Origin of the sequence: Paucibacter hankyongi (assembly GCF_037482915.1) — a bacterium.
Taxonomy (GTDB): domain Bacteria; phylum Pseudomonadota; class Gammaproteobacteria; order Burkholderiales; family Burkholderiaceae_C; genus Paucibacter_A; species Paucibacter_A hankyongi.
Map to the genome: position 1 here is coordinate 444,603 of NZ_JBBHJX010000001.1, position 25,680 is coordinate 470,282.

Genomic DNA, 25,680 nt, shown 5'->3' on the forward strand with positions numbered 1-25,680 from the left:
GGCATCCCTGTTCAGCGCTGAAAAGCTTGTTGAATGGCTTGGCCGCAGACCTCAAGCGCGCTCAGCGCCTCGGGGATGGCGCGGCCCATCTTGATGAAGTCATGGGTCACGCCGCGGTACAACTCGAGTTGCACCTGCCCACCGCTAGCCCGCAGACGATCGGCATAGGCCACGCCCTCATCGACCAAGGGATCACATTCGGCCAGCAGCACACAGGCGGGCGCTAGGTCGGCATGATCCTCCGCTTCCAGCGGGGCAAAGCGCCAATCGCGCTTGTGATGGTGAGCGATGTAGTGGTTGAAAAACCAGTCGATCGAGGCCGCGTCCAACAGAAAACCGTTGGCAAACAGCTTGTGCGACGGGGTGTCGGCGTGCGCCGTGGTGCCCGGCGTGATCAGCAGTTGCAAGGCCAGTTTCAGGCCGATGTCGCGCGCGTGCAGAGCGCAAACCGCCGCCAAGGTACCCCCGGCGCTATCGCCGCCCACCGCGATGCGCGAGCCGTCCAAGCCCAGGCTGGCAGCCGCCTTGGACAACCAGGCCAGTACCGCCCAGCAGTCGTCCACCGCGGCCGGGAAACGGTGTTCGGGCGCCAATCGGTAGTTCAAGGACAGGATGGCCGCACCGCTGCGCAAGGCCAGTTGGCGGCACAGGCTGTCATGGGTGTCAATGCTGCCGATGGTGAAACCGCCACCGTGCAAATACAGCATGACCGGCAGACCGGGTTCAACACTGGACGCATAGAGCCTGGCCGCCAGCGGCCCCTCCGCGCCCGGCACCTGCAAGTTGTCAACACGGGCCAAGGGCGCGCGCGGCAGATCCAGAATTTCTGCCCCCATCAAGTAACCAATGCGTGCCTGTTTGGGGCTCAGGCTGTGGAAGGCCGGCCGGTTTGCCCGGTGGATGCGGCTCAGTACGCCGGCCATCTTCGGTGTCAACAAGGTGCTACTCAACAAATACTCCAGGGTTGGGCTCGGGGGCGATGCCATTGCGCACGAACCCGGAGCCAATAACCGGCGATTGTCCCATTTCAAGGCCCTTCGACAGGGGCCTGCTGCTGAGCAGCTGATCAGACTGGGCCCGACCTTCTTGCCCTGATGCCGTCAGACCGGCGGCCGGCATGGCCATTCAGAAACAAAAAAGCCCGGCAGATGCAGCATCTGCCGGGCTTTGTCTTTCAGAGACTAACGCTGTTTCAGCCGTGCTTGGCTTCGAAGAATTGCTCGTCTTCGGTCGAGCCCTTCAGCGCCGCGGTCGAAGCTTCGCGTTCGATGGTGGTGGTCACGGCATCGAAGTAGCCGGTACCAACTTCACGCTGATGCTTCACCGCGGTGAAACCCTTCTCGGCAGCGGCGAACTCGGCCTCTTGCAGCTCCACGAAGGCGCTCATATTGTTACGAGCGTAGCCGTAGGCCAGGTTGAACATCGAGTAGTTAAGGCTGTGGAAGCCGGCCAGCGTGATGAACTGGAACTTGTAGCCCATGGCGCCCAGTTCGCGCTGGAACTTGGCGATGGTCGCGTCGTCCAGGTTCTTCTTCCAGTTGAAGGAAGGCGAGCAGTTGTAAGCCAGCAGCTTGCCGGGGAACTTGGCGTGGATGGCATCAGCGAACTGCTTGGCGAAGGCCAGGTCCGGCTTGCCGGTTTCGCACCAGATCATGTCGGCGTACGGTGCGTAGGCCAGGCCGCGACTGATGGCTTGCTCGATGCCATTGTTGGTGCGGAAGAAGCCTTCGACGGTGCGCTCGCCGGTGCAGAAAGGCTTGTCGTTGTCGTCGATATCGCTGGTGACCAGGTCGCCGGCTTCGGCGTCGGTGCGGGCCAGCAAGACGGTGGGCGTGCCCATGACGTCGGCAGCCAGACGTGCGGCGACCAGCTTGGACACGGCTTCACGTGTAGGCACCAAGACCTTGCCTCCCATATGACCGCACTTCTTGGCGGCGGCCAATTGGTCTTCGAAGTGAACGCCTGCGGCGCCGGCTTCGATCATGGCCTTCATCAGCTCAAAAGCGTTCAGCACGCCGCCGAAACCGGCTTCGGCATCGGCCACGATGGGGGCGAAGTAGTCAATATCGTTCTTGCCTTCGGACCATTGGATCTGGTCGGCGCGGGCGAAAGTGGCGTTGATCTTCTTGACGACCTTGGGCACCGAGTCCACTGAGTACAGCGACTGGTCGGGGTACATCTCGCCATTGCTGTTGGCGTCGCCTGCGACTTGCCAGCCAGACAGATAGATGGCCTTCAGGCCAGCTTTGACCTGCTGCATGGCTTGGTTGCCAGTCAGCGCGCCCAGCGAGTTGACGAAGGGTTCGGTGTTGACCAGGCCCCAGAGCTTTTCAGCGCCGCGCTTGGCCAGCGTGTGCTCGATGGCCAAGGAACCACGCAGACGCACAACATCGGCGGCGCTGTAGCCACGGGTGATGCCCTTCCAACGTGGGTTCTCGGCCCAGTCTTTTTCAAGGGCGGCGATTTGCTGTTCACGTGTCAAGTTCGTCATGAAGTACTCCTGCTGAGGCTGTGAAAAGTAGGGAAGAAAAAAGCGTCTTGCTGGATCTAAATTTATTCCTCTTCTGGTCAGAGTGGAAGACTTATGTCTTATATAAGACTAAAAACTTTATTCATACAAAACAAAGACTTAAGAAATCTATTTCTGATTGTGAAAAGACTTTTCCCATCATGAGAAAAAATGCGGCAGCGCAGCAACAGATTTATTCACGATGTGAAACTGCCATTTCGCATCGTGAATTGAGGTGGCTTCTAACGCGTTCAACAGCCGCCGGTGCCTGCTCAGCAGGCTCAATTGCTGACGACCGGGGCAAGCGAACTGCGCTCAATCGCCGCTATCGGCTGGCCCCGCAAAGAGCCAAAGAGCCAAAGGGCCACTCTGCAAACAAGACGCTGCGAAAGCCCGAGGCGAGCATCCGCGGTGACTGAAGAGCTGCCATGGGCGTGAATCAGTGCCGCTCAATGCCAGACAGGGCCACACAGGCTCAGCGAGCCTGTGCTGCCGATAGCTAAACTGCCGACCTGTTCAAGCAAGCAAGGAAACGTGTTGATGTACGGCCCCAAGCCCAGCACCCTGCACCCGATGCCGGGCTTTCCGCAGGTGGCATTCCTGAAGAATGCCCTCACACACAACCCCAATATCGTCGTGGGCGACTACAGCTACTACGACGACCCCGAGGGCGTGAGCAACTTTGAGCGCAATGTGCTCTATCACTTCCCCTTCATTGGCGACAAGCTGATCATCGGCAAGTTCTGCGCCATCGCACGCGGCGTCAAGTTCATCATGAATGGCGCCAACCACAAGACCTCGGGCATTTCGACCTACCCATTTTTCATCTTCGGCCAAGGTTGGGAGTCTGCCGCGCCGCAGCCGGGCGATCTGCCCTACAAGGGCGACACGGTGATCGGCAATGACGTCTGGATCGGTTACGACGCGCTGATCATGCCGGGGGTCAAGATCGGCGACGGCGCCATCATTGCTGCGCGCTCGGTGGTCGTGAGTGATGTGCCGGCCTATGCCGTGGTGGGAGGCAATCCGGCACGCGTGCTCAAACAGCGCTTCTCCGATGAAGTCATCCAGCAATTGCAGGCCCTTGCCTGGTGGGACTGGTCAGCGGAGGCGATCAGTGCCAATCTGCAGCTGATCACCAGTGGCGACGTGGCTGCGCTGCAACTCGCCTTCAACGCTCAGGCTTTGTGATTAGCTAGGCTGCCCAAGTCCCGGCCATCACGCTCGGCTTGGCGCCAAAACACTGTGCAGGCGCCAGCAGGCGGCCCTGCGTCAGTGACAACGACCGGTCAGAGCCCGCCGACGAAGTAGCGTTTCAAGCCGGCCAAGATCATTTCTACGGCAATGGCGGTCAGCACCAAGCCCATCAACTTCTCAATGGCCGACACCACCGAGTCCCCCAGCAGCTTGCGAATCCGATCCGCCAGCAGCAGGGTCAAGCCCGAGACCAACATGGCGCCGGTCAGGGCGCCGATCCAGTCGAAGATACGTTCGGGCTGACGCGATGCCAGCAGCAGCACCGTCGCCATCGCAGAGGGCCCGGCCAACAAGGGAACGGCCAAGGGGAAGATGAACGGCTCCTTGCCGGGCTCCAGTCCATAGGCCGATTCCCCGGAGCTACCAAAGATCATCTTGATCGCGATGATCAGCAGGATCACGCCGCCAGCCACCTCCAGCGATCGCTCGGACAAATGCATCACCTCCAAGAAGGTGCCGCCCAAGAACATGAAGGCGAACAGCGCGGCAAAGGCGATGCCAACCTCGCGGGCAGCCACCAGCGTGCGGCGCTCCTTCGGCACCTCGCGCATGATGGAAATGAAGATGGGCAGGCTGCCGAGCGGGTCAAGCACCAGCAAAAGCAGGATGAGAGCGGAGAGAAAACTATGGTCCATGGCAGCGATTGTCGCGTGCCCAGGCCGCCCCGACCAAATGCAGGGCCAAGTTACAGCCTAACCCTTCAGCCTCGCGGGTGATGCTGGGCGTGAATCGCCTTCAAACGCTCGCGTGCCACATGGGTATAGATCTGCGTCGTGGACAGATCCGCATGGCCCAAGAGCAGTTGCACCGCGCGTAAATCCGCCCCATGGTTGAGCAAATGGGTGGCAAAGGCATGCCGCAGCGTGTGCGGCGACATTGGCGCGCTGATGCCGGCCTGAAGCGCATACTTCTTCACCAGCGTCCAGAACATTTGCCGCGTCATGCCCTCACCGCGCACCGTCACGAACAAGGCATTGGCGCGCTGGCCCTTCAGCAAGTCGGAGCGCGCCTCTTGCAGATAGCGCATCAGCCACGCATGCGCCTCCTCGCCAAAGGGCACCAAGCGTTCTTTTGAACCCTTGCCGGTGATGCGCAGCACCGCTTCCTTGAAGCCGACATGCACGCTGTTCAGGGTCACCAACTCGGTCACCCGCAGGCCGCTGGCATACATCAGCTCCAACATCGCCCGGTCGCGCAGGCCGAGGGCGGTCCCGGTGTCGGGCGCGGCCAGCAAGGCCTCGACCTGGGCCTGACTCAGCAGCTTGGGCACCCGCAGCGGCTGGCGCGCATTCTGCAGGCGCAGGGTCGGGTCTTGCGTGACGCGCTGTTCACGCAGCGCCCAACGGAAATAGCGCTTGAACACGCTGAGCCGCCGGTTTGAGCTGGTGGTTCGGCTGCCGGCATGGCGGGCGCTGGCGTAGGCCAGCAGATCCAGCTCGCTGCAGCCGTCCAAGGTCACCCGCGGCTGCGCGGCCAACCAGGAGGCCAACAGGCTCAAATCGCGCCGGTAGGCCTCCAAGGTATTGGCCGCCAGGCCATCTTCCAGCCAGAGCGCCTGGCCAAAGGCCTCGATCGCCGCCTGGCTCTGCAAGCCGAGCCGACGCGCCTCGGCGTCGCTGCCGGCTTCAATTGCGGCCGGCGCCTCAGTCAAGCTTGAGCTTTTGCTGCTCGACGACTTTTTTGTAGACATCAAACTCGGCCTTGATCTGGGCCGTGAACTGCTCGGGGGTGTTCAAGACGATCAAGGAACCGGTACCCTCGATGCGCGCCTTCACATCCGGCAGCTCAAGCGTCTTCTTGACCGCCGCATAGACCTTGTCGACCACCTCCTTGGGCAGGCTCTTAGGGCCATGAATGCCGTAAAAAGCCATCCGGTTGACCGGTTCCAGATCCAACTCCTTGAAGGTTGGCACATTCGGCAGTTGGCTCAAGCGCTGTGGCGCGGCCACCACGATGGGAATCAGGCGGCCATCCTTGATGAAGGGCAGCGCCGAGGGCAGATTGTCAAAAATCATTGGCACCTGGCCGGCCACCGTGTCGTTCAAGGCCGGGCCGGCACCCCGGTAAGGGATGTGAGTCAGAAAGACGCCGGTCAGGCTTTTGTAAAGCTCCATTTGCAGATGGCCAATGCCGCCGGTGCCCGAGCTGGAGTAGCTGTATTTGCCTGGGTTCTTCTTCAGCTCGGCAATGAATCCCTTGTAGTCGCGCGCCGGAAACGAAGGGTGAACCGCGATCACATTGGGCGTAGCGGCCACATTGGTGATGGCGGTGAAGTCCGTCAAGGGGTTGTAGGCGATCTTCGGGTTGATGGCCGGGTTGGCGGCCGTGGTCGACACAGTGGCCATGCCCAGGGTGTAGCCGTCCGGCGCCGACTTGGCAATTTCATTGGCGCCCACCGAGCCACCGCCACCGGCCTTGTTTTCCACCACCACATGTTGACCCAGCGCCAGATGCAGTTTCTCGGCCACCACACGGGCGACGATGTCGGTGGTGCCACCGGGAGCAAAAGGAACGATCAACCTGACGGTTTTGTTCGGGTAGCTTTGGGCCCAAGCGGCGGGTGCGCCCAAGCTGCCCAGCGCGAGAACACCGATCGCGCTCATCCAATCACGACGAATCATCTGCTTGCTCCAATACTCATTGTTTGGCTTTGGCCTCGGTTTCAGCTCACCTGGGCCGAGGCGGCAGCATGCCACAAACCGTGTGCAGGGATGAAAAGCACCTCGGGCAAGCCCGCCTTTTTCAGGCGCCGGTGCGAGCAGCGCACCCCTATGCTCAAGCCTTAAAAAACGGCAAGGCACACTAGCACCCATGCCCGACGTTCTCTTGCTGCTGCCCGACTTCTTGTTGATCCTGTGCGGCTTTTTGCTATGCCGCTACAGCGCCTTGAACCGGCCGGTGTGGGAGTCCGCCGAGCGGCTGGTCTATTACCTGCTGTTCCCGGTATTGCTGTTCAACTCGATCCTGCGCACGCCCTTGCAGCCGGGCAGCACCGCCGACTTGGCCATGGGAGGCCTGGCCACGGTGCTGGGCGGTGTGGCCATGGCCTATGCCTTGCGCTTACTGCCAGGCGTGCGCACCGAGCCGCTGAGCCGGCTGCACGCTTCGGGCGCGCAGTGCGCGTTTCGCTTCAATTCCTTCATCGCCCTGGCCCTGGCCGAGCGCCTGCAGGGCGCCCAGGGCGTGGCCTGGGTTGCCTTGCTGATTGCCTTGTGCGTGCCGGTCTGCAATGTAGCCGCCGTCTGGCCCTTGGCGCGTCACGGCGGCCATGGCTATTGGCGCGAGCTGTCGCACAACCCTTTGATCTTGAGCACGGTGGCCGGCTTGCTGGCCAATTTGTTAGGCCTGCGCCTGCCCGAGCCGGCCGCGCTAACGCTGCACCGCATCGGCCTGGCCGCCCTGCCCTTGGGGCTGATGGCCGTCGGCGCCGGTCTGCGCTTTGGTGCCTTGAAGGAGGCGCCAAAGCTCGCCGCAGCCCTGCTGGCGATACGCCATCTGCTGCTGCCGATCTGGGCCTTGGGTTTGGCGGCCTTGTTGCAGCTGCAGCCCGATCAGCGCGCCTTGTTGCTGATGTTTGCTGCCTTGCCCACCGCCTCCAGCGCCTATGTGCTGGCGGTGCGCATGGGCGGCAACGGGCCCTTTGTGGCCGGCTTGGTGACCCTGTCGACGCTGCTCGGTATGCTCAGCCTGCCGCTTTGGTTGCTGCTGCCGAAGTTGTTGTAGCGGCACTGTCTGAGGCGTCACCGGCCAGCGCCCACGCAATGTGCTCGGCCACCAATTCGGACTCGGCAGGCAAGGCCGTTTGCAGTGCGCCGCGCAAGGCCGCATCGTCCCGCTGCCGCAAGGCATTGCCCATCGCCACCGCCAAATTGCGCCTCCAGCGCTGATGCCCGATGCGCCGAATCGCTGAGCCCTCGGTGCGACGCAGAAACTCCGGCTCGTCCCAGGCCCACAGTTGCAAGAGGCTGGCTCGCTGCAATTCCGGGCGCGGGTCAAAGTCGGCCAGCGTTGAACGCTGGGCAAACTTGTTCCAAGGGCAGATCAGTTGGCAATCATCGCAACCGTAGATGCGGTTGCCGATCAAGGGGCGCAACTCAAGCGGGATGGGCCCGGCATGCTCGATGGTCAGGTAGGAGATACAGCGGCGCGCATCGACCCGCTGCGGCGCCACGATGGCGCCGGTCGGGCACACATCGATGCAGGCCGTGCACTGCCCGCAATGCGCCGTCACCGCTTCGCTGAGCGGCAGCGGCACATCGACATAGATCTCACCCAGAAAAAACATCGAGCCGGCCTCGCGGTGCAGCGTCAGCGTGTGCTTGCCGCGCCAGCCAATGCCTGAGCGCGAGGCCAACTCCACCTCCAGCACCGGGGCCGAATCGGTGAACACACGGTGGCCCACCGGCCCTAATTCTTCGCCCAAACGGTCGGCGAGCTTTTGCAACCGGGCGCGCAAGACCTTGTGATAGTCGCGACCGCGGGCATAGATCGACAGCTGGGCGCGCTGCGGCTCGCCCAGGCCCTGCCATTCGATGGCCTGCCAGTCGTCGCCGCCATGGCGCGGCAGGTAGTCCATGCGCGCCGTGATGACCCGCAAGGTGCCCGGCACCAACTCTGCGGGCCGCGCGCGCTTCATGCCATGCGCCTGCATATAGTGCATGCTGCCGTGAAAGCCGGCCGCCAGCCAGGCCTGCAAGCCGGGCTCGGCTTGGCTCAGGTCGATATCGGCCACACCAATCTGGGAGAATCCCAACTCGAGCGCCCAAGTGCGCAGCCGCCCCACCAGCGTCTGCAATGCCTCTGGGTTGAGTTTTTTGATGTCTTGTGGAGCCTGCGTCATTTGCGCATTCTAGAAACCCGCCAACTGCATTGGCCCGACGAAGCGGCCTGTGAGGCCTTCGCGCAGCGCTTGGCCGAACTTTTGCGACTGAGCCCAACGCCGGTGAACGCCAGCTTCGAATTGCATGGGGCGCTAGGCGCCGGCAAGACCAGCCTGACCCGCCACCTGCTGCGTGCCCTGGGCGTCAGCGGCCGCATCAAAAGCCCCAGCTACGCCGTGTTGGAGAGTTATGCGCTGGACCCTGAGTTCGCCCAGGTCGGCGAGGTCAGCCACTTCGATTTCTACCGTTTCAATGATCCGCGCGAATGGGAAGACGCCGGGTTCCGCGACATCTTTGCCGCGCCTGGGCTGAAGCTGAGCGAATGGCCGGACAAGGCCACCGGCATGCTGCCGCCCGCCGACCTGCAGATCTGCATCGCGGTTGAAGACGACGACAGCCGCAGCGTCACCCTGCACGCCGGCAGCGCCTTTGGCCAAGGCCTGCTGCACGATCTGGATGCCCAAGCATGAAGGGGCGCCGCGAAGCCCTGGGCACCATGGGTGGCTTGCTTTTGAGCCTGCGCTTGCAGACGGCGCAGGCCGCCGCGCCGATCAAATCCAGCACGATTTTGGCCGTGCGCGTTTGGCCAGCCAGCGAATACACGCGGGTCACCTTGGAGTCCGACAAGCCACTGGAGGCCAAACACTTTTTGGTCGAGGCACCGGACCGCTTGGTGATCGATGTCGACGGTCTGGAGTTGAGCCCCGGTCTGCGCGAATTGCTCGCCAAGGTGCGGGCCGATGACCCCTTTATTGCCGGCGTGCGCGTCGGCCAGAACACGCCGCGCGTGGTGCGTCTGGTGCTCGATCTGAAGCAACCGGTGGCGCCGCAGATCTTTACCCTGGCCCCGGTGGCCGCCTACCAAAACCGTTTGGTCTTTGACCTGTATCCCAAGCAAGAGCAAGACCCGCTGCTGGCCTTGATCAAGGAAAAAGAAGATGCCGAGCAGGCGGCCGCACAGTCGGTGCAAGACGCGCTGGGCGAGTTGATCGGGCGCATCAGCAAGGCGCCGATCACCACGCCCGCCGTGATCGCGGCGGCCAAGCCTGCCACCAGCGCGCAAACGCCGGTGCCAACACCGCCGCTGCCTGTGGCGCCCGCCAGCGCCGAGGACAAGGAATTCAGTCAGGCCAAGCTCGACCGTTTGATCGTCATCGCGCTCGACCCCGGCCATGGCGGTGAGGACCCCGGCGCCATCGGCCCCTCGGGCCTGAAGGAAAAAGACGTGGTGCTGGCGGTGGCGCTGAAGCTGCGCGACAAGCTCAACAGCAACCCCAATATCCGCGTCATGCTGACCCGCGACGCCGATTTCTTTGTGCCCCTGCACGAACGGGTGCGCAAGGCGCGACGCGTGCAGGCCGATTTGTTCGTGTCCATCCACGCCGATGCCTTCTTCACGCCGGCGGCGCGTGGCGCCTCGGTGTTTGCGCTCAGCGATGGCGCGGCCAGCAGTGCGGCGGCGCGCTGGATGGCCAATAAAGAAAACGCCGCCGACATGGTGGGCGGCGTCAACAACACGGTCGTCAAGGACGCCACCGTGCTCAAGGCCATGCTGGACATGAGCACCACCGCCCAGATCAAGGACAGCATGAAGCTGGGCAAGGAAGTGCTAGGACAGATGGGCCGCGTCGGTCAGCTGCATAAAAAGCAGGTCGAGCAGGCCGGCTTTGCGGTGTTGAAAGCACCCGACGTGCCCTCCATCCTGGTGGAGACTGCGTTTATCTCCAATCCTGCGGAGGAAGCGAAGCTACGCGACCCCGACTATCAGCAGCAACTGGTGGAGGCCCTGGCCACGGGGATTGCGCGTTACTTCGCGAAGAACCCGCCGCTGGCCCGGCACCGCGTCTTGTCTTGATCAGCCCTGTGAGCCCAGCGTCGCCGCGCTGGCCTCCTTTTTGCGGGCCTTCCAGCCACCATAGATGGCAATCAAGCCAGGGATGATGATCATGGCCCAGATGATCTTGCTCAGGTTCTTCTGCACCCATTCCAGGTTACCGAACCAGTAGCCAGCCAGCGTGATGCCTACCACCCAGATCAAGGCGCCAATCACGTTGAAGGCGGTGAATTTGCTGCGGCTCATGGCCGCTACGCCCGCCACAAAAGGCGCAAAAGTGCGCACAAAAGGCATGAAGCGGGCAATGATGATGGTGATGCCGCCATTGCGCTCATAGAACTCATGTGCCGCGTCAAAGGCGCGTCGGTTGAAGAAACGCGACTGCTCCCACTGGAACACCTTGGGGCCGATAAAGCGCCCGATGGTGTAGTTGCATTGGTCGCCCAAGATGGCCGCAACCAAGAGCACCGCCAAAACCACCGGCAGATTGATCAGCCCGGCTCCGCACAAGGCGCCCACCACGAAGAGCAGCGAATCGCCCGGTAAAAAGGGCATCACCACCACGCCGGTTTCGACAAAGATGATCAAGAACAGCAAGGCGTAGACCCAAACGCCATAGGCTTGCACAAAGCTGGCCAGGTGCTTGTCTACGTGGACGATGAAGTCGATCAAGAAGCTAATGAATTCCATGGCGGCGCATTATGCGGGAGTCGGGTGACAGCAAGCCGCCCGGCCGTAGCAGCGCCGGCCGCGCCCACCGTTTTTATGCCGGCGGCAAGACCGGCAAGGGCTCGATCATCTGCTGACACAGCGGCAAGGCGCGCTCAAAGTCCAGCCCACCCACGGCCTCGTCCAGCCGCGCCAGCAGCAGGCCCAGGCCCGCATACAGGCTCTGGCCCTCCTTCGAAGTCAAGACGGGCCCAAAGCGGACCTGCAACTCGCTCATCGCCTCCATGGCGGCCATATCGGCATTCGCCAACAGCGCCGACAAGTCCAGCAAGGCGCTGCGCAATGCCAGTGCGTCGAGCGTGGTCGGGCCACTGGGCGCCGCGCTGCGCTCCAGTTCGGACGCCTGCTGCAGGGCGAGCAGCAACGCTTTCAAACCCGGTGCTGCGTCGGCGATCGCATTGCAGGCACGCTGCACCCACTCGTGCGCCTGCGCCTTGGCCGGGCTCGAGGCCAGTTGCCGCTCGCCTTGCGCTGCCACCGCCGCCAAGGCGTCGTGGCCGATGGTGGCAGACAAACCCTTCAGGCTGTGCATCAAGCGACTGGCGGCCAGATCATCGGCCAGCGCAAGCTGAGCCCGCAAATCGTCGGCAATCGAGTCCAAGTCCCTGACGACGGTGGCCAGCATCCGTTGATAGACCGCCCGTTTGCCGCCGAGCCGCAGCAGCGCCAGACTGATGTCGACGCCGGCGCGTGCGGCGGCAGCATTGACCTCGTCCGGCAGCGCCAGGTTGGCGCCCGCGACTGCAGCAGCGCCGTCCCCAATGGCCGCCCCGGCATAGGCCCCCACATCCTCGCCGATGCCGGCGTGGCGCCGCAGCACCCGCACCAGATCGTTCAGCTCAAAGGGCTTGCCGACATGGTCATTCATACCCGCGGCCAGACAAGCCTCGCGGTCCGAGGCCATCGCATTGGCGGTCATGGCGACCACCGGCAGTTGGCTTAAGCCCATGTCTTTGCGAATGATGCGGGCCGCGGTCAGGCCATCCATCACTGGCATCTGCAGGTCCATCAGGACCACGTCAAAAGCCGGCTGCGCGGTGGCCGCCTTGATCGCATCCAGGGCCTCTTGGCCATTGTTGGCAATCTGCACGCTGGCGCCTTCGTCCTCGAGCAACTCCCGCGCCACCTGCTGATTGTTGAGGTTATCTTCGACCAGCAACAAGCGCAGGCCCAGCAGGCGCCGCCCGACCGTCATGCCGGCCACGCCGCCCGCTTGCCGATTGCCGCGGCCTTCATGTGCCTCCAGATACACATCGCGCAGCATGGCGGTGCTGATCGGTTTGACCAAGAGGCCGTCCACCAGGGCCTGCTCGGTAAGCGGAAGCTGCGCCCATTGTTCGCGATCTGGGGCATTGGTCAGGGCAATCAGCGAGGCACCCGTGGCCAAACCAGACTGGCGAATCCGCTCGCAGAGTTGCTGGCCGCTCTGCTCGGCCATCTGCCAGTCAACAAACACCGCGTGATAGACGTCACCGGCGGCCTTTGCCCCCTCCAGCAAGACCAGGGCCTGCTTGGCGCTGCCGACCAGATCCACATGCCAGCCCAGCGAACGGGCTTGTCGTTCCAACACCTCCAGCGCGAGCGGCCTGTCCTCGACCAAGAGCACATGCACGAAGGGCACGCTTTCGCCGCCCTCATGGGGCGTATCCCCGGCCATCTCATGCGGCAGCGGCGAGCCAACCGGCAGAGTCAGGTCGAAATAGAAACGGCTGCCCTGCCCCAGGGCGCTGTCCAATTGCAAGGATCCACCCATCAAGGCCACCAGGCGCTGGCTGATGGCCACGCCCAGGCCGGTGCCGCCAAAGCGACGCGTGGTCGAGGCCTCGGCCTGCGTGAAGCCGCTGAAGATGCGCGCATGGTTCTCGGGGGCAATGCCGATGCCGGTGTCCTTGACGGCGAAGCGCAGCGTGATGTCGCCCTCGCTGCGCGCCACCTGCTGCACCGACAAGAGCACCGAGCCCTCGCTGGTGAATTTGATCGCATTGCCGGTCAGGTTGATCAAGACCTGCTGCAAGCGCATGGCGTCGCCGATCAGCGTCTGGGGCAGATCGGGGTCGATGTCGAACAAGACATCGATCTTCTTGGCGCCCAGGTTGGACGCCAGGATCACCGACAGGTCGCGCCACAACTGCTCCGGCTCGAAGGGCAGCGGGTCCAGCGTCATCTTGTCGGCTTCCACCTTGGAGAAGTCCAGAATCTCGTTCAACAGCCCCAGCAGCGAGCGCGCCGCGCCTTCGGTTTTGACCGTGTAGTCGGACTGCCTGGCGCTCAACTCGGTCTTGCGCAACAGCGTCAGCATGCCCAGGATGGCATTCATCGGCGTGCGCAACTCATGACTCATATTGGCCAAGAAGTCGCTCTTGGCGCGGCTGGCGGCCTCGGCCTCGGTCTTGGCTTCCAGTAAGGCCAGCTCGGCCAATTTGTGAGAACTGATGTCGGTGCGGATGGAGATGTACTTTTCGATCTCGCCGTCGTCGCCCAAGAACGGCGCGATCACCGTGTCAACCCAGTACAGATGCCCGTCTTTGGCGCGGTTACAGACCTCACCCTGCCAGGGTTTGGCGCCGGCAATGGTGCGCCACATCTTGTGCCAGAACGCCGGCGGCTGCGCGCCCGAGTTGACGATGCGGTGGTTCTGCCCCATCAACTCTTCGCGGCTGTAGCCACTGATGCGGCAGAACGCGTCATTGATTTCAATGATGCGTCCTGCCCGGTCGGCCACTGAGATGATGGCGTGCATATTCAGCGTGCTCAGCAGCGCCTGCTTATCCCGTTCGGCGGCCAGGGCCAGCGCATGGCTGCTGATCAGATGGGTGTTCATCTCCACCAGATCTTGCTGGCTGCGCTGCACCTGTGCCGTCATCGCATTGAAGGCCTCGGCCAAGCTGCCGATCTCGTCTTGCTGCGGCAAGTTCAGGCGGTAGCCATAGTCTCCGCCGGCGATTTTCTTTGTGCCTTCCTGAAACTCGGCCAGTGGCGCCAACACCTGGCGTCCGACCAAGCGCCACAGTGCGATCAACAAGGCCAGCACCGTCAGCATCAAAACCCACACCGCCACGCGACTGTTGCGGATCGCCTCGCTCACTTCGGCCCGCCCCTGTCGGCTCAACTCATGACCGACATCCATGATCTCGGTCGTGATAACCAATAACGACGACACCGTGCGGGCCTCCAAGCTCCCCACCGCCTCGCTCGAACTCGTTGCACCCGGGGCTGGCGGCAGCTCCGCTGAAGCAGCCGCTGGCGAAGATTGAGCGCCTTGTTCGCCTAGCCGAAGGTAAGCCGATTGCGCTCGCTGCAAACTCTTGGCGACCCGCCCAAGCTGAGCCGCCTCCGCCTCGTTGCGGCGCGGCAAACGGTTCAACTGGGTCTGCATGTCTGCCAGCTGTTTGTCCCATTGGATGCCGGAGCGAGCCTCCCGGAACAACACCGTCTCGGTAGCGATCAGACGCAACTGGGTGGCGTCTGTGATCAGCGCTTCAATTTCAGCCAGCTCGGCCATCCGTTGCTGGACATCGGCCCCGGTTTTCTGTGCCACCACGAAGGTCAGTGGCAAGACGGCCGCCGCCACCCACATCAAGGCCTTGATCTGCTTGCGGATATTCATGCCTGGTGCGGGCTAGTGAACAATCTTGACGGCAGAAGGATCCACCGCCTCGAGTGGCTTGAAGCGGATCGCATCGAGGTAGTTCGGCATCGGGCCGGGCTTGATGAAGCCGCGCTTCATGGCCCAGCGGGTCTCGTCATCGAGGGCTAACAACATGGCTTGATCGAGTGTCAGCACGTAGTCGGTCGGGTCGAACACCTTGCTCATCAGCGCCTCGTCGAATTTCATGATCTCGCCCATCAATTGCCGGGCCGCCGCGGGGTTCTTTTGAATCGAGCCTTTGGCAGCCAACAGGCCACGCAGCACCCGCTCGCATTCCTGTGGATGGGAGTCGATATAGCTGCTCTTGCCCACCAACACATAGCGAAAGGCATAGACGTCCTCACCGAAGAAGAGCTTGATCGCCTCGCCCATCTGCTCTTTCATTTGAGTGAGACTGGGTTGGTAGACGACGGCCGCGTCAACCGAGCCATCCTTGATCGCAGCGATAGCGGCATCGACCTTCATGTCTTGCAGACTCACCTGGCTGCTGTCGATGCCATTCACTTGCAGCACGGCCTCCAGAAAGTAGCTGAAGTTGGTGCCCATTTGCAGGCCGATACGTTTACCGACCAGGTCTTTCACACTGTTGATGCCGCGGTCGACCCGCCCCGCGATCGCCAAGGTGCGGCGCGCCTGTGAGATGCCGGCCAAGATCGCAATGTCTTGACCGGACTGGCGCGCAAAGATAAAGGGCGTGTCGGTCACGATCGCCAGATCGGCCTGCCCATCCAGCAGGGCCTTCAAGGCCTCCTTGCCGAGCTTGTGGCTTTGCACCGAAACCTCGACGCCGGCTTGCTTGAACAGGCCTTGCCGCTCCGCCACAAGAACCGGCGCGCTATTGATCTGCGCCGGCAGCGCAATCGTCACCTTGGAGACCGGGGCCAGCGGCGCCGGTGCACGCGTCATGGCCCACCAAACGCCGAGGCCGACCAAGACGAAAAGCGTGAGCAAAACCGGCAGCAGCGCCGTCCTCGGCTTTGTGTCTCGATGTATGCCTTGATTTGCGCCTTGATTTGCGCCGTCATCTGCGGCCTCGCCGCCCTGCCCGGTGGAGCTCGAATCTGACATCGTCAAGTCCTCTGCACGCAGAACCGATGGTGAAGATGGTGAATACGCCGCCAGGCCACATATCCCCGCGCTCACCATAATGGCAGGGGCTGGAGAAAGCAACTTGATGCCGGGCGTATTTGCGCCGCTGTTGTGCCGATGCTGTGTCCCTGTTGTAACGTTGACAGCGGCGATCCAGCCTTTGAGCGGATCATTTGCAGCCCCGCCGCCGTACCGAGCGGCGGACTTCATACAATCGGGGCTATGGATTTGTCCTCTCCCGAAGCCTCGGCCGCCCCGACTGCACCCGCCGCAGCCCGCCCCGTACGCCGCGCCATCCGCGAACTCCCCGATGAACTGATCAGCCAAATCGCCGCCGGCGAGGTGGTGGAGCGGCCTGCCTCGGTCGTGCGCGAGTTGGTGGACAACGCGCTTGACGCTGGCGCCAGCCAGATCCAAGTCAAGCTGATGGCCGGCGGCGTGCGCGCCATCGTGGTGGAGGATGACGGTCTGGGCATCCCCGTCGAGGAGCTACCCCTGGCCCTGAAGCGCCATGCCACCAGCAAGATCCGTTCACTGGACGAGTTGGAATCGGTCGCCACCATGGGTTTTCGTGGCGAAGCGCTGGCCGCCATCTCCTCGGTGGCCGAAATGGCGGTGTCCAGCCGCTTTGAAGGTGCTCCGCATGCGCATCGGCTCGACGCCCGCTCGGGCGAGTTGCAACCGGCCGCCCGGGCGCGCGGTACCAGTGTGGAAGTGCGCGAGCTCTTTTTCAGCACGCCGGCGCGTCGCAAATTTTTGAAGACCGATGCCACCGAACTGGCCCATTGCCTGGAGTCGGTGCGCCGCCATGCGCTGGCGAGGCCCGATGTGGGCTTCAGTGTTTGGCACGAGGGCAAGCTGGTCGAGCAATGGCGCGCCGGGGCATCGGAGCAGCGACTCAACGATGTGCTGGGGGCGGAATTCCTCGCCGCCAGCCGGCCGGTCTACGCCGAGGCCGGGCCGCTGCGCATTTATGGCCGAGCCGGTCTGCCGGAGTCAGCCCGCAGCCGCGCCGACATGCAGTATGTCTATGTCAACGGCCGCTATGTGCGCGACAAGTTGATTGCGCACGGCATCCGCTCCGCCTATGAAGATGTGCTGCACGGGAACCGCCAGCCCTGCTATGTCTTGTTCATCGAGATCGCACCGGACCGGGTCGATGTCAATGTGCACCCAACCAAGATCGAAGTGCGTTTTCGGGACGGGCGCGAGATGCACCAGCAGGTGCGCTATGCGGTACAAGATGCCTTGGCCGCTTCGCGCTCGACCGACTTGGCGGCTGCCGAGAGCGCGCAGGCCACGTTGAACGCCCTGCCAAGCCAGACCCTCGGCGAAGGCACCCGACCCTCGCCGGGCAATCCGCCCGCCTGGTTCAAGCCGGCCGGCGGCGCCGATTCGGGCAATTCATCAGTCCCAGCGGCCGGAGAAGGCCGGCCAAGCTATGCCGGCGTGCCCAGCTGGCGCAGCAATACACAAAGCTCGCTGGGACTCAGCGAAGTGGCCACCTTGTATGGCCAGGCCGCACCAGCGTACTCTTCGGCAAGACCTGACCCCGTGGCCACGCCATTCGCGGCGCCGCAGAGTCCGGCTACCTCCCCTGCCTCGGCCGCCTTGCCGGCGCACGACTGGCCGCTGGGCCGCGCCATTGCGCAGATCCAGGGTGTCTATGTGCTGGCCGAAAATGCCCAGGGGCTGATCATTGTTGATATGCATGCTGCCCATGAGCGCGTGGTGTACGAGCGACTCAAGGCTAGCCTGGGCGCGGCGACGATCGAATCGCAGCCGCTGCTGATCCCCATCACCTTTGCGGCCACGCCGGCCGAAATCGCTGCCGCCGAGGCCCATGCCTCGACGCTGGAGCGCCTGGGCATGGACGTGGCGCCGCTGTCGGCCAAGGTTTTGGCGGTGCGCGCACGCCCCGCCCTGCTGTCCGGCGGCGATGTGGTGGAACTGGTGCGCGGCGTCTTGGCGGAGCTGGGGCAGTTTGATGCCAGCCACGCGATCGAGCGGGCGCAGCATGAAATTCTGGCCACCATGGCCTGCCATGGTGCGGTGCGCGCGAATCGGCAACTGACGCTGGAAGAAATGAATGGGCTGCTGCGCGATATGGAACGCACAGAACGCGCCGATCAGTGCAATCATGGTCGCCCGACCTGGCGGCAGCTGACGATGCGTGAACTGGATGGGCTGTTTTTGCGCGGCCGCTAAGGCCCGCCCCGATCAGCGACGCCGCTGATCACGATGTTTCGCCCTTGTATGCAGCCAAGGCGCAGTGTTTTTTGATGGAATCCCCGGAGGCAAGATGGCCACTTTGAAACTCAACAAGAAGAATGCAGGCCCACCCGGTTCCGGCAAACGCGGCCCCGACGCCGAACGTCGCGCGCCCATCCGCGGCAAGGGCGTGTCACGCCCCCGCCAAAGCCTCGAGGCGGCCAAGGCCGAGCGCGAACAGCGTCAGGCGCAGTTCGAGGCTCGCCGTGGCAGCGACAACCGTGGCGGGCCCGCGGGACGCCCCTCTGACCGGGGCGATCAGCGCGCCGAGTCACGCGGCCCGCGTGGGCCGGGCGGACCTGGCGCACCACGAGGACCACGGGATGAAGGCCATGGCGCACCAGCCCGCGACGGCTGGCGCAACCAAGGTCCACGCTTCGAAAGCCGCTCGGAGCAAGGCTTCCGTGGCCGGGAGCAACCCCGCTTCGAAGGCCGCCCCGAGTTCCGTGACGATGGCCGCGGTCCCCAGAGTCGTTCCTATGAGGGCCGCGATGCGCGCTATCCGCAAGATTCGCGCGACCCACGCGAGCAGCGTGACTATCGTGGCCCTCGCGATGGGCGCGACCCGCGCGCTTCGGGCGGTTTTGATTCCCGTGGCCCATCGGGGCCTCGCTACGAAGAACGTCGCCCAGCTTATGGACAGGGTCAGGGACAACAATCCGGCCGTGGATATGGCCAGGAAGGACCGCGCCGCCACCCCGATGAGCGCGGCGGTCCCGGTCGTGCCGGCGGGCAAGGCGGCTACGGCGGCCATGGCGGACAAGGTGGCCCCGGTGACGCCGGCCGTCGCGAAGATCGCTGGCAAGGTCAGCGCCCGTCCTATGCACAAGAACCGCGCCGTGAAGCGCCGCGGGACAACAGCTACCGCGATCAGCGCCAAGACCAACGCCGCAGCAGCGGGCCACGCCCAGAAGGCCAAGCCGGCGGCTACCAAGGTCATCGCGCCAACCAAGGCCCGGGCTATCCGCGCGGACCATCGGCCGCTGACAAGGCCGGCCAGCAACTGCCCGCGCACCTGCGCGAGGCCGCGGCTCAACTGCGCCGCCAGCTTGACGATGACGATGATGAAGACGGCGACGTCTACATCGACCCGAACAGCGAAGGCGTGCGCCTGTCCAAACAAATGGGTGTGCTCGGCCTAGCCTCTCGCCGCGAAGCCGATGAGTGGATCGCCGCCGGTTGGGTGCGCGTCGATGGCAAGCTGGCCGTGCTGGGTCAGCGCGTTTCGCCCGATGTGAAGATCGAGATCGACCCGCTGGCGCACAAAGAACAGGCCAAGCGCGTCACCATCCTCTTGCACAAGCCTATTGGCTATGTCTCGGGTCAGGCCGAGGACGGCTATGAGCCCGCCTCCGTCTTGATCAAGTCTGACGCGCAATGGAACGAAGACAGCTCGGGCATCAAGTTCCATATCGGCCACGCGCGCGGTCTGGCGCCGGCTGGGCGACTGGACATCGACTCCACCGGCCTCTTGGTGCTGACGCAAGATGGGCGCATTGCCAAGCTGCTGATCGGTGAAGACTCCAGCATCGAGAAGGAATATCTGGTGCGGGTCGAGTACCACGGTCGCGACGGCGTGCGCAGCGAAGACGGTCGCCTGCCGGCTGCGGATCTGGAACTGCTCAATCACGGCCTGGAGCTGGACGGTGTGAAGCTCAAGCCGGCCAAGGTCAGCTGGCAAAACGAAGACCAGCTGCGCTTTGTGCTGCGCGAGGGCCGCAAGCGCCAGATCCGCCGCATGTGCGAGCAGGTCGGCCTCAAGGTGGTGGGGCTGAAGCGGGTGCGCATCGGCCGCATCAATCTGGGCAATCTGCCGGTCGGCCAATGGCGCTTCTTGACGCCTTGGGAGCGCTTTGACTGATGCAGTGCTGGGCTGTTTCAGCTGTTTGTCCCTAAGAAAATGAACCTGACCCCAATTCAAGAGATGCAGTTCACGGGGCCGATATGCATTGCCGGGCCGACGGGCTGCGGCAAGACGGCGGCCGCTTTGGCCGTGGCCGAGTTCTTGCCGGTGGAGATCATCAGCGTCGATTCGGCCCTGGTGTACCGGGGCATGGACATTGGCACGGCCAAGCCAACTGCCGCCGAGTTGGCGGCGGTGCCGCACCATCTGATCGACATCATTGATCCGCTGGAGTCTTATTCGGCCGCGCAGTTCGTCGCCTCCGCACGGCAGCTGGCCGATGAGATCTTGGCGCGCGGCAAGCTGCCGCTGCTGGTCGGCGGCACCATGCTTTACTTCAAGGCCTTGTTTGACGGCTTGAGCGAGATGCCTCAAGCCGACGAGGCCTTGCGCGCCGAGCTTGATGCCAAGGCGGCGGATCAAGGGTGGCCAGCCTTGCATGCCGAACTGGCAAGACTTGACCCCATCACCGCCGCACGCCTGGCGCCGGGCGACTCGCAGCGCATTCAGCGGGCGCTCGAGGTTTGCATCCTGTCGGGCCGGCCCATGAGTGAGTTGCACCAAGTGCGCAGCCTTGGGGTGGATTGGCCGCTGATCTCCCTGGAGCCCAGCGACCGGGGCTGGCTACACGCGCGCTTGGCGAAGCGCTTCGAGCAGATGCTGGCCGAGGGCTTGGTGGACGAGGTGCGCGCATTGAAGGCGCGAGGTGATTTGAATGCCGAACTGCCTTCCATGCGCTGTGTCGGCTACCGTCAGACCTGGGAGTCGCTGGACAGCGGCGACTTCAAATCGCTGCCAGAGCGCGGCATTGCCGCCACCCGGCAACTGGCCAAGCGCCAGATGACCTGGCTGCGCAGCATGCCGCAGCGCCAGGTGATTGCCTGTGAGGACCCGCAGGCGCAGTTGCATGTCTTGGCCGCCTTGCAGCGTCTGCTGCTGAAGGCCCAAACCGCTGCCAAGCCGAGCCCTGCCGCAAGCCATGGCCCTGCTTGAGGCGCATGCGCTGAGCAAGGCCTACGCTGGCCAAGAGGTCTTTGCGGACCTGAGCTTGCAATTGGCCGCTGGCGAGATGGTCGCCTTGCTGGGCGAATCCGGCTCGGGCAAATCCACCTTGATGAATTGCCTGGCCGGCTTGGACCGGCCCGACAGCGGCAGCGTCTGGCTGGACGGTGTGGAGCTCAGCACGCTGAGCGAGCCCGAACAAGCCCGGTTGCGCCGCGCCAAACTGGGCTTTGTGTTCCAGGCCTTTCATTTGCTGCCGCATCTGAGCGTGGCCGACAACATTGCCCTGCCCTTGCTCTTGCTGCAGCGCCCGGACCCGGCTCGCGTGCAAGAGATGTTGGCCAGCGTGGGTTTACAAGGCTTGGGCGCGCGCATGCCGAGGCAGCTTTCCGGCGGGCAAATGCAGCGCGTCGCCATCGCCCGCGCCTTGGTGCATCGACCGGCCCTGGTGCTGGCGGATGAGCCCACCGGCAACTTGGATGCCAGCAGTGCCGGTCTGGTGCTGGATTTGCTGCAAGCCCAAGTTCAGAGCCAAGGTGCGGCCTGCCTCTTGGTCACCCACTCTGAGCGCGCCGCAGCGTGTGCGCATCGATGCCTGAGGCTGGATGAGCGGGGACTGAGCGAAGTGAACTTCAGCGACTCGCATTCAAGCGATCACAACGCCCACTGAGCATGCAGCCGGGCCCGCTCCTGCATTGGTTCCGCTGGCTGCGCGGCCTGTCGTGGCCGGTGCTGCGACACCAAGCGGGCCGCCAATCGCTGGCCTTGCTGGCCATCGTGCTGGGCGTGGCTTTGGCCTATGCGGTGCATTTGCTCAATAGCAGCGCCTTGGCGGAGTTTGGCCGCGCGGCCTCAAGCATCGAGGGCCGGGCCGATTTGATCGTGCAAGGCCATTCCAAGTCCGGCATTGGCGCGATCTCGGAAGCCGACTACGCCCGGGTCGCCGCCCTGCCCGGCCTGACGCTGGCCGCTCCTCGGCTGGAGGGCCAAGCTCAGCTCCGCGGCAACGATGGCAAGCCTTTCAATTTGGGCGTGATTGGCATCGATGCCTTGCAGGCCGGCTCAGTGGCGCCGGAGTTGTTACCCCAGGCTGAAATTGACACTGCCCCCACCGCTGGCGCTTTGCAGTTGCTCGACCCCGAGCGCATTTTTCTCAATGAAGCTGCTCTGCGCAAATTAGGCATTAGCCCTGAACCGGGCAGCCCATTGACCCTGCGCGTGGCCGATGCACAGAGCGGCCAAGCCCGCGACCATCTGCTGCGCTACGGCGGGCGCCATGGGGCAGGCGCCGCACCGCTGGCAGTGATGGACATTGCCGGTGCTCAAGTGCTTTTGGGCCGCCTGGGCCAGATCGACCGGATTGATTTGCGCTTGCAGCCCGACCAGGTGCCGGAGGCCTGGTCGCGCGCCTTGTCCCAAATGGCCACGCCGCAAGGTCTGCCCGCCGGCTTGAGCCTCAGCCCACCCAAGGACGATGGCGCTTGGATGAGCGACATCACTCGGGCCTACCGCGTCAATCTGGGCATGCTGTCCTTGATGGCCTTGTTCAGCGGCAGCTTTTTGGTCTTCGCGGTGATTTCTTTGTCTGTCAGCCAGCGCCTGCCGCAGCTGGCTTTTTTGGGCGTTTTGGGGCTGAGCGCATCCGAGCTAGGCCGCCTGATCCTGTTCGAAGGCCTGGTCTTGGGCCTCTTGGGCAGCGTGCTGGGCCTGCTTCTGGGCTGGGTCTTGGCCGATGTTGGCCTGCGCCAAATCTTGTCGGGCGACCTGGGCTTGAGCTTGGGCCTGGGCAGCTCGGCCGGCTTGCGCTTCGACGCCGGCCAACACCTGCCCGCCGCTGCCGGCTTTGGCTTGCTCGGCTTGTTGATCAGCTTGCTGGCCAGCGCCCTGCCCGCCTTGGCAGTCCGGCGCATGCCGGTGGCCCAGGTGCTCAAAGGTCTGGGGAGTGACAGCGCCAAGCCGCTGCCGCTATGGCTGGGGCCCGCCCTCTTGCTGCTGGGTTTGATCTTGGCTTTGCTGCCGCCCTTGCCTGCATCTACCGGCCTGGCCGAAGTGCCTTTGGCCGCCTATGCCGCAATGCTGAGTTTGCTGCTGGGCGGCATTGCCTGTGTGCCCAGCCTCCTGCGGGCGAGCACCTCGCTGCTGAAGTTCTTGCCGCAAAGCGCCACCCTGCTCTTGGTGCGCGAGCACGCCAAAGACCAGGCCGCAGCAGCCAGCCGCGCCTTGGCCGGCGTACTGGTGGCGCTGAGCTTGTCGGTTGCGATGTTGGCCATGGTAGGGAGCTTTCGCAGCGCCTTGCAAACCTGGCTGGATCAGATGCTGCCGGCCGACTTGTATCTGCGCTCCAGCTTGCGCGTGGGCTCCGGTCAGGTGGCGCCCTTAGCCCCGGCCTTGCTTGAAAAACTGCAGAGCAGCGGATTGACTGAAAGGTTCATTCCCCAATACAGCGGGCGGCTTTGGCTCGCCGACCAAGAAGATCCGGTCGCGCTGCTGGCCCGCACGGTGCAAGAAAAGGACTTGCCGGTGAGCGGCCCCTTGGCGAACAGCCCGCAGCCGGGCGCACAAGCCGTCTACATCAATGAAGCGATGCGAGACCGCCTGAAGCTGCAGCCGGGTCAAACTATTTGGCTCAGCCTCGATGACATCTCGGGCGAACAAAGCCGCCCCGCAACAGGCTCAGCACGCCAGCGCCTCGCCTATGTGCGCGGCGTTTGGCGCGACTATGCGCGGCAACATGCCGCCCTGATCATGGCCTTGCCGGACTACCGCGACTGGAGTGGCGAACGCAGCACCACCGAGGTCCTGCTTTGGCTGCGCCCCGGAGAGCGCGCCAGCGACTTGAGCCCGCGCATCCGTGCGCTGGCGGACCAGCCAGAAGATTTGGAACTGGCCTCTCTGGAGGAGCTGCGCAGCATGTCCATGCACATCTTCGACCGCAGCTTTGCCGTCACCCGCTGGCTGCAAGCAGTGGCCCTGGCCATCGGGCTCTTCGGCATCGCAGCCAGCCAGTCGGCGCAAGCCCTGGCCCGCAAACGCGAGTTTGGCCTGCTCTGGCATCTGGGCCTGAGCCGTGCCGGCATCTTGCGTCTGCTGACGCTGGAGGCTGCGCTGCTTTGCGGCGTTGGCGCGCTGGCCGGTCTGGCCCTGGGTGTGGGCCTGAGCGCCGTGCTGGTCTTTGTGGTCAATCCGCAGAGTTTCCACTGGAGCATGGAACTGAGCTTGCCTTGGCCGCCCCTCTTGGGCCTGGTGGCTGCCGTGTTTGTGGCGGGCGTGGCCACCACGCTGCTGGCCGGCCGCCAGGCCTTGAGCGCGCATGCGGTGCAAGCCGTCAAGGAGGATTGGTGAATCAGGGTTTCAACACTGAACGTCTCTGGCTGCAAAGACGGCGGCTCTTGTTCATGGCTGCCGCCGCAGCGGCAGGGGCGACGGATGGCGCCGTGGCGGGCACCAAACCAACAAACCTACGCAGCGGCCTGAGCTTTCCGCGCGACTTTGGCGCTCATCAGCAAACGCGTTTGGAATGGTGGTACTTGAGCGGGCTTTTGTTCGACGGATCTGCCCCCAACGATGCACAAAGCCAGCCGCGCTATGGTTTTCAGCTGACCTTTTTTCGCGTCCGTGGCCCAGCGGCTGCGGATCATCCCAGCGCTTTTGCCGCGCGCCAGCTGATGATGGCGCATGCCGTCCTCAGCGATATTGGCGCGGCCACCTTGAGTCATGACCAACGCATCGCCCGTCAATTTCCGGGCTTGGCGCAAGCCAGTGAGCAGGACTGCGATGTGCAGATGGGCGCTTGGTTCTTGCGCCGCAAGGACAACACGCAAGGCAAAGACGGCCCCAGCTCGCACTATGCAGCCGCGATGCAAGGACGCGCCCATGGCCGTTTCGATCTCGCAATCCAGCTGCGCGCGCCACAGCCGATCTTGTTGCAAAGTGAGGCCGGCTTCTCGCGCAAGGGGCCGGGTGCCGAGCAGTTCAGCCATTACTACAGCCAGGTGCAATTGCAGGGCGAGGCCCGTTTGGCAATGCAGGGCCGACCAAGCGATCTGCGCGCCCTGGCCTGGCTGGATCATGAATGGAGCGATCAACTGCTGGGTGCGGCCGATGCCCGCAGCGCCGACAAAGGCGTGGGTTGGGATTGGATGGGCATCAATCTGCATGATGGCTCTGCCCTGACTCTGTTTCGCCTGCGCCGCGCCGATGGCAGCACCTTGTGGGGCGGCGGTAGCTATCGGCCAGCAGGGGCCGGGAACTTGGGTGAGGTACAGAACTTTGCGCCCGAGCAAATCAGCATGCAGGCCCTCAAGACCTGGCGCAGCCCGGCCAGTCAGGCGCAGTATCCGGTAGCCTGGCGCTTGCAAACGCCCGTGGCGGTCTTCACCTTGCATGCCTTGATTGAAGCGCAGGAAATCGATGCCAGGGCCAGCACCGGCATGCGCTACTGGGAAGGGCCCGCTGAATTGCGCGACACCGCAGGCCGACGCCTCGGCCTAGGCTACCTCGAAATGACGGGTTATGCCGGCGCGGTCACACTGGCTTGAAGCACAGGCGGGCTAAGGC

Annotated in this window: 20 protein-coding genes; 11 read left to right on the forward strand and 9 right to left on the reverse strand. The window is 63.8% G+C overall.

Annotation, left to right across the window (positions count from 1 at the left end; all coding sequences use genetic code 11):
• Positions 1-11: 11 nt before the first annotated feature.
• Both WG899_RS02005 and aceA read right to left on the reverse strand, forming a co-directional pair.
• Entirely contained in the window at positions 12-923 is a 912-nt protein-coding gene (locus tag WG899_RS02005; protein ID WP_339594216.1) for an alpha/beta hydrolase, read from the reverse strand.
• A 269-nt stretch (positions 924-1,192) separates the two neighbouring features.
• Positions 1,193-2,491, reverse strand: a complete 1,299-nt coding sequence (gene aceA, locus WG899_RS02010; RefSeq protein ID WP_444718800.1) for an isocitrate lyase — start codon at positions 2,489-2,491, stop codon at positions 1,193-1,195.
• A 47-nt stretch (positions 2,492-2,538) separates the two neighbouring features.
• Here aceA and WG899_RS02015 point away from each other — a divergent pair, with 47 nt between their 5' ends.
• Together WG899_RS02015 and WG899_RS02020 are read left to right on the forward strand one after the other, a co-directional pair.
• Positions 2,539-2,928: a hypothetical protein gene (locus WG899_RS02015; protein WP_339593942.1), complete on the forward strand. Its 390-nt coding sequence runs from the start codon at positions 2,539-2,541 to the stop codon at positions 2,926-2,928.
• 121 nt (positions 2,929-3,049) lie between these two features.
• On the forward strand, positions 3,050-3,700 hold the full coding sequence (locus WG899_RS02020; protein WP_339593943.1) for a Vat family streptogramin A O-acetyltransferase: 651 nt from the start codon (positions 3,050-3,052) through the stop codon (positions 3,698-3,700).
• A 98-nt stretch (positions 3,701-3,798) separates the two neighbouring features.
• On the opposite strand, the gene WG899_RS02025 is transcribed toward WG899_RS02020, so the two are convergent.
• The 3 genes from WG899_RS02025 to WG899_RS02035 all read right to left on the reverse strand — a co-directional run bounded on the left by WG899_RS02025 (position 3,799) and on the right by WG899_RS02035 (position 6,387).
• Complete coding sequence (locus WG899_RS02025) at positions 3,799-4,401, reverse strand: MarC family protein (RefSeq protein WP_339593944.1); 603 nt, start codon at positions 4,399-4,401, stop codon at positions 3,799-3,801.
• Positions 4,402-4,466: 65 nt separating this feature from the next.
• The gene (gene xerD, locus WG899_RS02030; RefSeq protein ID WP_339593945.1) at positions 4,467-5,417 is read right to left on the reverse strand and encodes a site-specific tyrosine recombinase XerD; all 951 of its coding nucleotides are present in this window, start codon (positions 5,415-5,417) and stop codon (positions 4,467-4,469) included.
• On the reverse strand, positions 5,410-6,387 hold the full coding sequence (locus WG899_RS02035) for a tripartite tricarboxylate transporter substrate binding protein BugE (RefSeq protein ID WP_339593946.1): 978 nt from the start codon (positions 6,385-6,387) through the stop codon (positions 5,410-5,412). The genes xerD and WG899_RS02035 overlap by 8 nt, the downstream gene beginning before the upstream one ends.
• Positions 6,388-6,577: 190 nt before the next feature.
• Here WG899_RS02035 and WG899_RS02040 point away from each other — a divergent pair, with 190 nt between their 5' ends.
• Positions 6,578-7,489, forward strand: coding sequence for an AEC family transporter (locus WG899_RS02040; protein ID WP_339593947.1), 912 nt, complete (start codon positions 6,578-6,580; stop codon positions 7,487-7,489).
• On the opposite strand, the gene queG is transcribed toward WG899_RS02040, so the two are convergent.
• Positions 7,449-8,606 (reverse strand): tRNA epoxyqueuosine(34) reductase QueG, encoded by a 1,158-nt coding sequence (gene queG / locus WG899_RS02045; protein WP_339593948.1) that lies wholly within the window; start codon positions 8,604-8,606, stop codon positions 7,449-7,451. The two genes, WG899_RS02040 and queG, sit on opposite strands and share 41 nt — an antisense overlap.
• On the opposite strand from queG, the gene tsaE reads away from it, so the two are divergent.
• Positions 8,607-9,116, forward strand: a complete 510-nt coding sequence (gene tsaE / locus WG899_RS02050; RefSeq protein ID WP_339593949.1) for a tRNA (adenosine(37)-N6)-threonylcarbamoyltransferase complex ATPase subunit type 1 TsaE — start codon at positions 8,607-8,609, stop codon at positions 9,114-9,116.
• Positions 9,113-10,501, forward strand: a complete 1,389-nt coding sequence (locus tag WG899_RS02055) for an N-acetylmuramoyl-L-alanine amidase (RefSeq protein ID WP_339593950.1) — start codon at positions 9,113-9,115, stop codon at positions 10,499-10,501. Before tsaE ends, WG899_RS02055 begins: the two co-directional genes overlap by 4 nt.
• On the opposite strand, the gene WG899_RS02060 is transcribed toward WG899_RS02055, so the two are convergent.
• The 3 genes from WG899_RS02060 to WG899_RS02070 form a co-directional block, all read right to left on the reverse strand.
• Positions 10,502-11,170 (reverse strand): DedA family protein, encoded by a 669-nt coding sequence (locus WG899_RS02060; RefSeq protein WP_339593951.1) that lies wholly within the window; start codon positions 11,168-11,170, stop codon positions 10,502-10,504. It abuts the gene before it with no gap.
• 73 nt (positions 11,171-11,243) lie between these two features.
• Complete coding sequence (locus WG899_RS02065; RefSeq protein ID WP_339593952.1) at positions 11,244-14,816, reverse strand: hybrid sensor histidine kinase/response regulator; 3,573 nt, start codon at positions 14,814-14,816, stop codon at positions 11,244-11,246.
• A 12-nt stretch (positions 14,817-14,828) separates the two neighbouring features.
• Positions 14,829-15,809 carry an ABC transporter substrate-binding protein gene (locus tag WG899_RS02070; protein ID WP_339593953.1) on the reverse strand — a complete coding sequence of 327 codons (981 nt, stop codon included), beginning with the start codon at positions 15,807-15,809 and terminating at the stop codon, positions 14,829-14,831.
• 360 nt (positions 15,810-16,169) lie between these two features.
• Between WG899_RS02070 and mutL the strand changes: the two genes are divergently transcribed.
• From mutL to WG899_RS02100, 6 genes are all read left to right on the forward strand, one after another.
• Entirely contained in the window at positions 16,170-18,155 is a 1,986-nt protein-coding gene (gene mutL / locus WG899_RS02075; RefSeq protein ID WP_339593954.1) for a DNA mismatch repair endonuclease MutL, read from the forward strand.
• A gap of 94 nt (positions 18,156-18,249) precedes the next feature.
• Complete coding sequence (locus WG899_RS02080; protein ID WP_339593955.1) at positions 18,250-20,079, forward strand: pseudouridine synthase; 1,830 nt, start codon at positions 18,250-18,252, stop codon at positions 20,077-20,079.
• A 39-nt stretch (positions 20,080-20,118) separates the two neighbouring features.
• Complete coding sequence (miaA, locus tag WG899_RS02085; protein ID WP_339593956.1) at positions 20,119-21,114, forward strand: tRNA (adenosine(37)-N6)-dimethylallyltransferase MiaA; 996 nt, start codon at positions 20,119-20,121, stop codon at positions 21,112-21,114.
• The gene (locus WG899_RS02090) at positions 21,101-21,793 is read left to right on the forward strand and encodes an ABC transporter ATP-binding protein (RefSeq protein ID WP_339593957.1); all 693 of its coding nucleotides are present in this window, start codon (positions 21,101-21,103) and stop codon (positions 21,791-21,793) included. Before miaA ends, WG899_RS02090 begins: the two co-directional genes overlap by 14 nt.
• A gap of 2 nt (positions 21,794-21,795) precedes the next feature.
• Positions 21,796-24,465, forward strand: a complete 2,670-nt coding sequence (locus tag WG899_RS02095) for an FtsX-like permease family protein (RefSeq protein WP_339593958.1) — start codon at positions 21,796-21,798, stop codon at positions 24,463-24,465.
• The gene (locus tag WG899_RS02100; protein WP_339593959.1) at positions 24,462-25,661 is read left to right on the forward strand and encodes a lipocalin-like domain-containing protein; all 1,200 of its coding nucleotides are present in this window, start codon (positions 24,462-24,464) and stop codon (positions 25,659-25,661) included. Before WG899_RS02095 ends, WG899_RS02100 begins: the two co-directional genes overlap by 4 nt.
• The last annotated feature ends 19 nt before the right edge of the window (positions 25,662-25,680 follow it).